A 12,220-nucleotide genomic window follows, 5' to 3' on the forward strand; every position below is an offset into this window, starting at 1 on the left:
CGGGCCGCACACGTCCTCGCGGTCACAGGCTCTTCGACGGCTGCTCCGGGAAGCGGCGGGGGGCTCCGTCGGGGGCGCGGCGGGGGCGGTGGAAGCCGTCGCGGGACGGGCGCAGCGCCGCGTCCGCCGTGTTGACCCGCGGCAGGGCGTACGGGTGCTCGTCGGCGAGCCAGCGGATCATTCCCTCGCGGACCGTGACCCGGACCGTCCAGATGTCGTCCGCGTCCTTCGCCGTCGCCAGGGCCCGCACCTGCATGGTGTTCGGGGTGGTGTCCGTGACGGTCAGGTTGTAGTCGCGGCCGTCCCAGGCCGGGCACTCGCGCAGGATGTCGCGCAGCCGCTCCCGCATCGCCTCCAGCGGGGCCGCGTGGTCGAGGTGCCAGAAGACGGTCCCGGTCATCTGCGGGGAGCCGCGAGACCAGTTCTCGAACGGCTTGGACGTGAAGTACGACACCGGCATGGTGATCCGGCGCTCGTCCCAGGTGCGCACCGTCAGGAAGGTGAGCGTGATCTCCTCGACGGTGCCCCACTCACCGTCCACCACGACCGTGTCGCCCATGCGCACCATGTCGCCGAAGGCGATCTGGAACCCGGCGAACATGTTGCTGAGCGTGGACTGGGCCGCCACACCGGCGACGATGCCGAGGATGCCGGCCGAGGCCAGCAGCGAGGCGCCCGCCGCGCGCATCGCCGGGAACGTCAGCAGCATCGACGACACGGCGACCACGCCGACGACCGCCGAGACCACCCGCATGATCAGCGACACCTGGGTACGCACCCGCCGTACCCGGGCGGGGTTCTGCTGGGCATGGGCGTGCGCGTAGCGGGAGTACGACGTCTCGACGATCGCCGCGGCGATCCGGATCACCATCCAGGCCGCCGAGCCGATCAGCACCAGCGTCAGCGTCCGGCCGACCCCCTCCCGGTGGTCGGGGAACACCCCGGCCTCGATGTACGACCCTCTCAGCAGCGCCGCGCACAGGAGGAGCTGGTACGGGATGCGGGCACGGCGCAGCAGCTCCCACAGGGGCGTCTCGGGGTGCCGTCCGTCGGCCTTGCGCAGCAGCAGGTCGGTGGCCCAGCCGATGACCAGGGTCAGCAGGACGGAGCCGCCGACCACGATCAGGGGGCGGAGTATGGTCTCCATCCCTCGAACGTAACCGCACCCGCCGCGCTGCGAACCTGTGACTTCCGTCCCGTCCCGGGTATCGCCGCGCGCCGCGTTGTCATACCCGGCTGGCACCATGGCCTCATGAACATCGTGCTCTTTCACTCGACCCTCGGCCCGAGGCCCGCGGTGCGGCAGGCGGCCGACCGGCTGCGCGACGCCGGGCACCAGGTCTGGACACCCGATCTCTTCGAGGGCCGGACGTTCGACACGGTCGAGGAGGGCATGGCCCACCAGGAGGAGATCGGCAAGGAGGAGCTGCTGAAGCGGGCCGTGCTGGCCGCCGCCCCCTATTCCGAGCGGGGACTGGTGTACGCCGGGTTCTCGCTCGGCGCCTCCATCGCCCAGACCCTCGCCCTCGGCGACCACCGGTCGCGCGGACTGCTGCTCCTGCACGGCACCTCGGACATCGCGGCCAGCGCCTCGGTCGACGACCTGCCGGTCCAGCTGCACGTCGCCGAGCCGGACGCCTTCGAGACGGACGACTGGCTCAGCGCCTGGTATCTCCAGATGGGCCGGGTCGGCGCCGACGTCGAGGTCTACAGATACGCCGGGGCCGGCCATCTCTACACCGACCCCGACCTGCCGGACTACGACGAGGAGGCGGCCGAGGCCACCTGGCGGGTGGCGCTCGGCTTCCTCGACTCGCTCCAGGAGGCGGACGCCTCTCAGACGGGCGCGTAGACGCGCTCGACCCGCTGGGTACCGCTGCGGGTGCGGTAGGAACGCGCCCACTTCGAGGTGGCGTCCGGGTCGGTGCGGTCGGAGACGACGTAGTAGTCCATCTGCGTCCGGTCCGCGGTGATGTCCAGCACGCCGTAGCCGTGCCGGTCGGTGTCGACCCAGTGGACGTGCCGGTTCGCGGCCCGGATGACCGGTGCCGCGATCGCCGAGACCGTGCCCTCGGGGACCTTCACGATGTCGTCGAGGTTGTCGGAGGTCACCGAGGTGACGACGAACTCCGTGGCCGCCGAGGCGGACAGCGGGTACGTGGCGGCGTTGTGCGGCACGTCGTTGGCCCACGCCATGTGGATGTCGCCGGTCAGGAACACCGTGTTGCGGACGGCGTTCGCGCGCAGGTGGGCCAGCAGTTCGCGGCGGTCGTCGGTGTACCCGTCCCACTGGTCGGTGTTGAGGGCGAGGCCCTCCTTGGGCAGGCCGAGCAGCTCGGCGAGCGGCCTCAGCAGCTCGGCGGGGATCGAGCCGACGGCGAACGGCGAGATCATCACCGAGTTGCCGATCAGCCGCCAGGTGGTGTCGGAGGAGGTGAGCCCGGACTTGAGCCAGTCGAGCTGGGCGCGGCCGGTGAGGGTGCGCTCCGGGTCGTCGACCTCGCCGTTGCCGAGCGCCACCTGCTGCGAGCGGAAGGAGCGCAGGTCCAGCAGCGACAGGTCGGCCAGCTTGCCGAAGCGCAGCCTGCGATAGGTGGTGCCGGCGATCGCGGGACGCACCGGCATCCACTCGAAGTAGGCCCGCTTGGCGGCGGCCTGGCGCGCCGCCCAGGTGCCCTCGGCGCCCTCGGTGTGGTTCTCGGCACCGCCCGACCAGGTGTCGTTGGCGATCTCGTGGTCGTCCCAGATCGCCACGACCGGCGCCGCCGCGTGCAGCGCCTGGAGGTCGGGGTCGGTCTTGTACCGGCCGTGGCGAATGCGGTAGTCGGCGAGGGTGAGGGTCTCGTGGGCGGGCGCGTGCGGCCGTACGACGGTGCCGCGGGTGCCGTACTCGCCGGTGCCGTACTCGTAGATGTAGTCGCCCAGATGCAGCCAGGCGTCCAGGTCGCCGCGGGCCGCGAGGTGCCGGTACGACGAGAAGTGGCCGGCCTCCCAGTTGGCGCAGGAGACCACGCCGAAGCGCAGGCCCGGGACGGCGGCGTCGGCCGCGGGGGCGGTGCGGGTGCGGGCGGCGGGGGAGTCGGTGGGACCGGCGGAGAAGCGGAACCAGTAGTCCGTGGCGGGCGCGAGGCCCCGGATGTCCGCCTTGACGGTGTGGTCGGAGGCCGCCGTCGCCGTGGTGGACCCCTTGGCGACGATGTTCGTGAACGCCTTGTCCAGGGCGACGACCCAGCTCACCTCGGTGTCCGGGCCGAGGCCCGAGCCCGGTATCGCCTCGGGCGTGGGGGTCACACGGGTCCACAGCAGGACGCCGTCGGGCAGCGGATCGCCGGAGGCGACACCGTGCAGGAAGGCGGGGGCGGCGTCGGCGGCGCCGGCGGGCAGCGCCGCCGCGAGCGGGGCGGCCAGAACGGCGCCGGCCGCCGCGGCCTTGACGACCGTACGGCGGCTCGGGGTGCGGGTGTCCGCGCCGTCGGCGGACGACGGGAAGGTGCTCTCGGATGATCTGTGTCGACTGGTCACGGGCGATCAGATTACTGATCGGTAAGCGCGCGAGCGGGCGAACTCGCCAAAGTTCGCCCGCTCGTTCGCCGTTCTTCGTTACTTGGTGACGCCCGCGTCCTTGAGCGCCTTCTGCCACTCGGCGTCGGTGCTCGGGGTCTCGATCACCTTGTCATTGATCTTGACGGTCGGGGTCGACTGGACGTCCTCGGCCTTCTGGAAGGAATCGCCCATCTTCATCGCCCAGGCGTCGTAGGTGCCCTTCTTGACGGCGTCCTGGAACTTCTTGTTGTTCTTCAGGGCGTCGACCGAGTTCGCCACCTTGATCAGGTAGTCGTCCTTGGCGAACTCGTCGGTCGACTCCTCCGGGTGGTACTCGGAGGAGTACAGCGCGGTCTTGTAGTCGATGAACGCGTCGGGGCTGACGTTCAGCGCGGCACCGAGCGCGCTCAGCGCGTTCTTCGAGCCCTCGCCGCCGAGGTTCCCGTCGAGGAAGGTGCCGATCGTGAAGGAGAGCTTGTAGGTGCCGTCCTCCATGCCCTTGTTGACGGCCTCGCCGATGGTCTGCTCGAAGTTGGCGCAGCCCGGGCAGCGCGGGTCCTCGTAGAGGTGGACGACGTGGTCGCTCTTGGCGTCGCCGAGGGTGACCGTGGTGCCGTTCTTGCCGGAGGTGTTGGCCGGGGCCACCACCTTGGCGTCGGCGGCCTTGTCCCACCCAGAGGGCTGGTTGCTCTGCACGACGGCGTAACTGATGCCGCCGGCTATCGCCAGCACGCCGACGATGGAGGCGGCCACGATGGACTGCCGCTTGACCTTGTCGCGCTTGGCCTGGCGCTCGCGCTCCTGGCGCAGGCGCTCACGGGCCGCCGACTTCGCCGCCTGGCTGTTCCGCTTGCTCATGGTGATGATCTCTCCGGGGACGCGCACACGGGGGTGTGCGGATACGTATGGGGGCTGCCGGTGCTCGGTGGTGTGTCACACGCTCGGTGGTGTGTCACACGAGGGCGACCGGGCACGGCGGTCCGCGCCGCCCCAGGGAGTGCGTGAGGATCCGCTCGCGGGCGCCGGTGGTGCGGCGGGCCGGGGCGGCCGGGCGGTGCACCGCCGGGGCCCGGCGCACGCTCACGGCCGCGACGGCGAGCAGCAGCGGCCGGAAGGTCGTCGCGGCCACCGCGCTCAGCAACTGGGCCAGCGCGCGCTCGCCGCGCCGCAGCCAGGCCGCCGCAAGCAGGCCCACGCCCACGTGCGCGCCGAGCAGTAGCCAGGCGGTCGCGGGGTCGGCGTCGGCCAGCACGGTCGCCAGCCGGTCGGTCTCCGCGCCGGTCACCCGGGTCAGCGGGGCGGCGACGCCGGCGTGGACGCCCGTCCCGTTGCCGCACAGCACGTCGAAGCCGACGGAGCGCAGTGGGCCCGCGACCGGGCCGCCCGTCCGCCCGTAGCAGACGTGCTGGCCGGTGGTGAAGACCGTGTCGGCGGCCAGCTCCAGCGGGATCAGCAGGGCGGCGATCCGCCCGAAGCCGCGCTCACGCCGCCCGGCCAGGGCGTACGCGATCAGGAACACGGCGGCGGCGACCGCGGCCACGGTGGGCAGCGGCAGCGGAACCCCGGACAGCAGCACGTGCGACGCGGTGCTGAGCGTCACGACGAGTGCCGTGAACAGCGCCGCGCGTACGGCTCTGAGCGGGGTTCCGGATATGTCCATAGCGATTGAAGAGTCTGTCATGGGGCCCGGTAAGGGACCCCTAAAGGGTTCCTGTGAGAGAGCCGACGGTTACAGACCTGGAATCCGGCCGTTGCGGAACAGGTCGACGAAGGTCTGGTGGTCGCCGCGCGCGCGTGCGCCGTACCGGTGCGCGAAGTTGACCAGGAGGGGTGCGAAACCCTCCTCGTCGGCGGCGATGGCCGCGTCGATGGCCCGCTCGGTGGAGAAGGGCACCAGGGACTCGCCGGACTGGTCGTCCGCCGCCGCGTGCATGGCGGCCGTGGCCCGGCCCAGGTCGGCGACGACCTCGGCGATCTCCTCCGGGTCGTCGATGTCGCCCCAGTCCAGGTCGACGGCGTACGGCGAGACCTCCGCGACCAGCTGGCCCGAGCCGTCCAGCTCGGTCCAGCCCAGCCACGGGTCGGCGTGCGCCTGGAGGGCGCGCTGGGAGATCACCGTGCGGTGGCCCTCGTGCTGGAAGTAGTCCGAGATGGCCTGGTCGGTGATGTGCCGGGAGACCGCCGGGGTCTGGGCCTGCTTGATGTAGATCACGACGTCGTTCTCCAGGGCGTCGCTGTTGCCCTCCAGGAGGATGTTGTACGAGGGCAGGCCGGCCGACCCGATGCCGATGCCGCGGCGGCCGACGACGTCCTTGACGCGGTAGGAGTCGGGGCGGGCCAGGGACGACTCCGGGAGCGTCTCCAGGTAGCCGTCGAAGGCCGCGAGCACCTTGTAGCGCGTGGCCGCGTCCAGCTCGATGGCGCCGCCGCCGGGGGCGAAGCGGCGTTCGAAGTCACGGATCTCCGTCATCGAGTCCAGCAGCCCGAAACGGGTCAGGGAGCGGGCCACGCGCAGCGCGCCCAGCAGCGGCCCGTCCGCGGTGTCCAGCGTGAACGGCGGCACCTCGTCGCTCTTGGCACCGGTGGCCAGGGCGTGGATCCGCTCGCGGTACGCGCCCGCGTACACCCGCACCAGCTCGGTGATCTGCTCGTCGCTGAACGCCTTCGCGTACCCGATCAGCGCGACGGAGGCGGCGAAGCGCTTGAGGTCCCAGGTGAAGGGGCCGACGTAGGCCTCGTCGAAGTCGTTGACGTTGAAGATCAGCCGGCCGGTGGAGTCCATGTACGTGCCGAAGTTCTCCGCGTGCAGATCGCCGTGGATCCACACCCGGGAGGTCCGCTCGTCCAGGTACGGGCCGCCGCTCTGCGAACCGAACTCCTGGTCCACGGTCAAATCGTGGTAAAAGAGGCTTGCGGTGCCGCGGTAGAACGCGAAGGCCGAGGCCGCCATCTTCCGGAACTTCACGCGGAACGCCGCCGGATCCGCGGCCAGCAGCTGGCCGAAGGCGGTGTCGAAGACGGCGAGGATCTCCTCGCCGCGCTCCTCGTTGAGCTGCGGGACCGACATGCCTGGTGCCTCCTGGTGCGGGTGGTGCGTGACGAGCGGAGCGGATCTCCACTCGGACCAACGTTCGAAGGGGTGCGGGAGTGCCCGTGCCCGGGGTCCTTCCCCGACACGCGGACCCGCCCCCGAAGGTACGCGGGGAAGCCCCCGGAGTGTCAGTGGCGAGGCATAGACTTCGACGCTGACCCCCGGACCGACCGCAGCCCGCCGCCGGCCCGTCACCCACAGCCCTCCCGCCGACCACCGCACCTCAACGAGGCGCTTCGCGCCACAGTCCTGATTTGGAGGCCGAACGTGTCCAAGCCGCCGTTCACGCACCTGCACGTCCACACCCAGTACTCACTGCTGGACGGTGCCGCGCGGCTGAAGGACATGTTCGACGCCTGCAATGAGATGGGCATGTCGCACATCGCCATGTCCGACCACGGCAACCTGCACGGGGCGTACGACTTCTTCCACTCCGCGAAGAAGGCCGGGGTCACCCCGATCATCGGCATCGAGGCGTACGTCGCCCCCGAGTCGCGCCGCAACAAGCGCAAGATCCAGTGGGGCCAGCCGCACCAGAAGCGGGACGACGTCTCCGGTTCGGGTGGTTACACCCACAAGACGATGTGGGCGACCAACAAGACCGGCCTGCACAACCTCTTCCGCCTCTCCTCCGACGCGTACGCCGAGGGCTGGCTGCAGAAGTGGCCCCGGATGGACAAGGAGACGATCTCCCAGTGGTCCGAGGGGATCGTCGCCTCCACCGGCTGCCCCTCCGGCGAGGTGCAGACCCGGCTGCGCCTCGGCCACTTCGACGAGGCCCTCCAGGCGGCCGCCGACTACCAGGACATCTTCGGCAAGGACCGGTACTTCCTGGAGCTGATGGACCACGGCATCGAGATCGAGCACCGGGTCCGCGACGGCCTGCTGGAGATCGGCAAGAAGCTCGGCATCCCGCCGCTGGTGACGAACGACTCGCACTACACCTACGCGCACGAGGCGACCGCCCACGACGCCCTGCTGTGCATCCAGACCGGCAAGAACCTCTCCGACCCCGACCGCTTCCGGTTCGACGGCACCGGCTACTACCTGAAGTCGACGGACGAGATGTACGCCATCGACTCCTCCGACGCCTGGCAGGAGGGCTGCGCCAACACGCGCCTGATCGCCGAGATGGTCGACGTCGACGGCATGTTCGAGAAGCGCGACCTCATGCCGAAGTTCGACATCCCGGAGGGCTTCACCGAGGTCACCTGGTTCCAGGAGGAGGTCCGCCGCGGCATGGCGCGCCGCTTCCCCGGTGGCGTCCCGGAGGACCGCCAGAAGCAGGCCGAGTACGAGATGGACGTCATCATCCAGATGGGGTTCCCGGGCTACTTCCTCGTGGTCGCCGACTTCATCATGTGGGCCAAGAACCAGGGCATCGCGGTCGGCCCCGGCCGAGGCTCCGCGGCCGGTTCGATCGTGGCGTACGCCATGGGCATCACCGACCTCGACCCGATCCCGCACGGCCTGATCTTCGAGCGGTTCCTCAACCCCGAGCGCGTCTCCATGCCCGACGTCGACATCGACTTCGACGAGCGCAGGCGCGTCGAGGTGATCAGGTACGTGACGGAGAAGTACGGCGCCGACAAGGTCGCCATGATCGGCACGTACGGCAAGATCAAGGCGAAGAACGCCATCAAGGACTCCGCGCGCGTGCTGGGCTACCCGTACGCGATGGGCGACCGCCTCACCAAGGCGATGCCCGCCGACGTCCTCGGCAAGGGCATCGACCTCAACGGCATCACGGACCCCACGCACCCGCGGTACAGCGAGGCCGGCGAGATCCGCGCGATGTACGAGAACGAGCCGGACGTGAAGAAGGTCATCGACACCGCCAAGGGCGTCGAGGGCCTGGTCCGGCAGATGGGCGTGCACGCGGCCGGCGTGATCATGTCCAGCGAGCCCATCGTCGACCACGCCCCGATCTGGGTGCGGCACACCGACGGCGTGACCATCACGCAGTGGGACTACCCGCAGTGCGAGTCGCTCGGCCTGCTGAAGATGGACTTCCTCGGCCTGCGCAACCTCACGATCATGGACGACGCCGTCAAGATGGTGAAGTCCAACAAGGGCATCGACCTCGACCTGCTGTCGCTGCCGCTGGACGACCCGACGACCTTCGAACTGCTCCAGCGCGGCGACACGCTCGGCGTCTTCCAGTTCGACGGCGGACCGATGCGCTCGCTGCTGCGGCTGATGAAGCCCGACAACTTCGAAGACATCTCCGCCGTCTCCGCGCTCTACCGTCCCGGCCCCATGGGCATGGACTCGCACACCAACTACGCGCTGCGCAAGAACGGCCTCCAGGAGATCACGCCGATCCACAAGGAGCTGGAGGAACCCCTCCAGGAGGTCCTCGCGGTCACCCACGGCCTGATCGTCTACCAGGAGCAGGTGCAGAAGGCCGCCCAGATCATCGCGGGCTACTCACTCGGCGAGGCCGACATCCTCCGCCGCGTGATGGGCAAGAAGAAGCCCGACGAACTGGCGAAGAACTTCGTCCTCTTCCAGGAGGGCGCCCGCAAGAAGGGTTACAGCGACGAGGCCATCCAGGCACTGTGGGACGTGCTGGTCCCCTTCGCCGGCTACGCCTTCAACAAGGCGCACTCGGCCGCGTACGGACTGGTCTCGTACTGGACGGCGTACCTCAAGGCGAACCACCCCGCCGAGTACATGGCCGCCCTGCTCACCTCGGTCAAGGACGACAAGGACAAGTCGGCCGTCTACCTGAACGAGTGCCGGCGCATGGGCATCAAGGTGCTGCCGCCCAACGTCAACGAGTCCATGTCGAACTTCGCCGCGCAGGGCGACGACGTGATCCTCTTCGGCCTCTCCGCCGTGCGCAACGTCGGCACCAACGTCGTCGAGTCGATCATCAGGTGCCGCAAGGCCAAGGGGAAGTACGCCTCCTTCCCCGACTACCTCGACAAGGTGGAGGCGGTCGTCTGCAACAAGCGGACGACGGAGTCGCTGATCAAGGCCGGCGCCTTCGACGAGATGGGGCACACCCGCAAGGGCCTCACCGCGCAGTACGAGCCGATGATCGACAACGTGGTCGCGGTCAAACGCAAGGAGGCCGAGGGCCAGTTCGACCTCTTCGGCGGCATGGGCGAGGAGGCGACCGACGAACCCGGCTTCGGACTCGACGTCGTCTTCGGCGAGGACGAGTGGGACAAGACCTATCTGCTCGCCCAGGAGCGGGAGATGCTCGGTCTCTACGTCTCCGACCACCCGCTTTTCGGCCTGGAGCACGTGCTGTCCGACAAGGCCGACGCGGGCATCTCCCAGCTCACCGGCGGTGACTTCGGTGACGGCGCGGTCGTCACCATCGGCGGCATCATCTCCGGCCTCCAGCGCAAGATGACCAAGCAGGGCAACGCCTGGGCGATCGCCACCGTCGAGGACCTGGCCGGTTCCATCGAGTGCATGTTCTTCCCGGCGACGTACCAGCTGGTGTCCACCCAACTCGTCGAGGACGCCGTGGTGTTCGTCAAGGGGCGCCTGGACAAGCGGGAGGACGTGCCGCGGCTGGTCGCGATGGAGCTGATGGTCCCCGACCTGTCCAACGCGGGCACCAACGCGCCCGTGGTCCTCACCATCCCGGCCACCAGGGTCACTCCGCCGATGGTCAGCCGCCTCGGCGAGATCCTCACGCACCACCGCGGCGACAGCGAGGTGCGGATCAAGCTCCAGGGGCCGACGAAGACGACGGTGCTGCGCCTGGACCGGCACCGGGTGAAGCCCGACCCGGCCCTGTTCGGCGACCTGAAGGTGCTCCTCGGGCCGTCCTGTCTGGCGGGCTGAGCGGGCGGAACGAGACAGGGGCGCACCCGGCACCGGGTGCGCCCCTCGTGTCCGCGAGGCCGTAGCGGCCCGGTTCGCGGATGTCAGTTGTGGCCGAAGCGCTTCTGCCGCTTGCGGGAGGCGACGTCGCCGGGCGTCAGCTGCGGGCCGTGCTGCTCCTCGCGGTCCATCACGGACGACTCGGCGGTCTGCGGGGTGCGCTCGGCCTGGGGCTGCTTACGATCACGGTTGTTCTTGTTCTTGGCCATGGTGATCTACCTCCTGTGGGGGATCTAGGGGCCAGGGCCGGAACCAGATTCACACAGGCCAACAAAGAACGCATATCGGGCAATTACCGTCCGTGACACGGCTCGTCGGGGTGCGGGGGCGGGCGGCTTGTGCGGAAACGCCACGCCGAAGATCGAGTTCCGGCCGTTAACCTCCGCGCGGTCGGGCAGACTCGAAGGAAGCCCGAAGCAAACCTCCCGGAAAGAGGGTGGATCGCGTGGACCGCTGCATCGTCCTGGTGGACGCCGGGTATCTGCTGGGGGCCGCGGCCAGTCTCCTCGCCGGAGAGCCCTCACGCTCGCGCATCACCGTCGATCACGCCGCCCTCATCCAGGGGCTTCGCGATCGCGCCGAGTCCGACACGCGGCAGCCCCTGTTGCGCATCTACTGGTTCGACGGCGCCCCCGACCGCGTCCCGCAGCCCGAACACCGCCGCCTGCGCGTCATGCCCCGGGTCACCGTTCGACTTGGCGCCCTCACGCGCAGTGACGGCCGCTGGGCGCAGAAGGGCGTGGACGCCGCCATGCACGCCGAACTGACCGAGCTGGCCCGCAACCGCGCCTGCTCCGACGTCGTCCTGGTGACCGGCGACGGCGACCTGCTGCCGGGCATGATGGCCGCCAAGGAGCACGGCGTCGCCGTCCACCTGTGGGCCGTGCAGGCCGCCGACGGCGATTACAACCAGTCCGAGGACCTGGTCGCGGAGGCCGACGAGCGACGCGTGCTGGACCGGGCGTGGATCACCAAGGCCGTACGGGCCAAGGAACTCGGCGGGATCTGCGCGCCGCCGCCAGTGCCCCGCCCCGAGATCGCCGCGATCCTCTCCGCACCGCTGCCCGAGTCCGCCCTCTCCGCGGCCACCGAACGGCCCGCCCAGGAGCCGGAGCACCCCACCACGACCGGCGCCGCCGCCCGCAACGGCACCGAGGAACGCGTACCGCCCGCCAAGGGCGTCCCCACGCCCAAGGACCTCGCCGCCCTGCGCGCCCCCGGCGCCCAACCCGCCCCGCACCCCCCGACCGCGACCCTGCGCTGGTCCTCCGACAAGGGCTGGGTCGACCGGTCCGGCGCCGAGCCGCCCGAGGCCGTCTCGCTGCCGACGCTGGCCCAGCTGACCACGGCCGAGCAGCGCTGGGCCGACCGCGAGGAGGACATCACCACGGTCGGCGGCGACCCGTACGAGGTCGGGCAGGTCTTCGCCCGCCGCTGGCTGGAGCGCCTCGGCGACCACGGTCACCTGCAGAAGCTCTCCGGGATGTACCCGCGCATCCCGCACCGCGTCGACGGGGAGCTGCTGCGCTACGCGGCCCGCTTCGGGTTGCTGGCCCACAAGGACGACCAGATCGACGAGCACGACCGGTACGCCATCCGGGCCGGGTTCTGGCGGGAGATCGATGTGCGGACGGCGACCGAGCGCACCCCGGCGGCGGAGTGAGACCCTCCGGCCTCCCCCCGGCTTTCCCCGGCTGAATCGACACTTATGGGCGGACCCGAGGGCGGGGCGGAGGGACG

At 70.2% G+C, this 12,220-nt stretch carries 9 protein-coding genes; 3 read left to right on the plus strand and 6 right to left on the minus strand.

What is annotated here, in order from left to right:
* Nucleotides 1-22: 22 nt before the first annotated feature.
* Nucleotides 23-1,147: a mechanosensitive ion channel family protein gene (locus tag ACFW48_RS28415; RefSeq protein WP_386319252.1), complete on the minus strand. Its 1,125-nt coding sequence runs from the start codon at nt 1,145-1,147 to the stop codon at nt 23-25.
* A 105-nt stretch (nt 1,148-1,252) separates the two neighbouring features.
* On the opposite strand from ACFW48_RS28415, the gene ACFW48_RS28420 reads away from it, so the two are divergent.
* Entirely contained in the window at nt 1,253-1,852 is a 600-nt protein-coding gene (locus ACFW48_RS28420; RefSeq protein WP_386319255.1) for a dienelactone hydrolase family protein, read from the plus strand.
* Here the strand turns inward: ACFW48_RS28420 and ACFW48_RS28425 are convergent.
* The 4 genes from ACFW48_RS28425 to ACFW48_RS28440 all read right to left on the minus strand — a co-directional run bounded on the left by ACFW48_RS28425 (nt 1,837) and on the right by ACFW48_RS28440 (nt 6,610).
* Nucleotides 1,837-3,522, minus strand: coding sequence for an alkaline phosphatase D family protein (locus ACFW48_RS28425; protein ID WP_386319257.1), 1,686 nt, complete (start codon nt 3,520-3,522; stop codon nt 1,837-1,839). The two genes, ACFW48_RS28420 and ACFW48_RS28425, sit on opposite strands and share 16 nt — an antisense overlap.
* Before the next feature lie 78 nt (nt 3,523-3,600).
* The gene (locus tag ACFW48_RS28430) at nt 3,601-4,401 is read right to left on the minus strand and encodes a DsbA family protein (RefSeq protein ID WP_386319259.1); all 801 of its coding nucleotides are present in this window, start codon (nt 4,399-4,401) and stop codon (nt 3,601-3,603) included.
* Nucleotides 4,402-4,495: 94 nt separating this feature from the next.
* The gene (locus ACFW48_RS28435; RefSeq protein ID WP_386319262.1) at nt 4,496-5,203 is read right to left on the minus strand and encodes a hypothetical protein; all 708 of its coding nucleotides are present in this window, start codon (nt 5,201-5,203) and stop codon (nt 4,496-4,498) included.
* 69 nt (nt 5,204-5,272) lie between these two features.
* Complete coding sequence (locus ACFW48_RS28440) at nt 5,273-6,610, minus strand: DUF2252 domain-containing protein (RefSeq protein WP_386319264.1); 1,338 nt, start codon at nt 6,608-6,610, stop codon at nt 5,273-5,275.
* A 291-nt stretch (nt 6,611-6,901) separates the two neighbouring features.
* On the opposite strand from ACFW48_RS28440, the gene dnaE reads away from it, so the two are divergent.
* On the plus strand, nt 6,902-10,441 hold the full coding sequence (gene dnaE, locus ACFW48_RS28445) for a DNA polymerase III subunit alpha (RefSeq protein WP_386319267.1): 3,540 nt from the start codon (nt 6,902-6,904) through the stop codon (nt 10,439-10,441).
* An 83-nt stretch (nt 10,442-10,524) separates the two neighbouring features.
* On the opposite strand, the gene ACFW48_RS28450 is transcribed toward dnaE, so the two are convergent.
* A complete protein-coding gene (locus ACFW48_RS28450; RefSeq protein ID WP_386319269.1) occupies nt 10,525-10,689 on the minus strand; it encodes a hypothetical protein in 165 nt (54 codons plus the stop codon).
* A gap of 236 nt (nt 10,690-10,925) precedes the next feature.
* Between ACFW48_RS28450 and ACFW48_RS28455 the strand changes: the two genes are divergently transcribed.
* Nucleotides 10,926-12,143, plus strand: a complete 1,218-nt coding sequence (locus ACFW48_RS28455) for an NYN domain-containing protein (protein ID WP_386319271.1) — start codon at nt 10,926-10,928, stop codon at nt 12,141-12,143.
* Nucleotides 12,144-12,220: the final 77 nt, after the last annotated feature.

It is taken from the genome of Streptomyces sp. NPDC058812, assembly GCF_042744565.1.
GTDB lineage: Bacteria > Actinomycetota > Actinomycetes > Streptomycetales > Streptomycetaceae > Streptomyces > Streptomyces thinghirensis.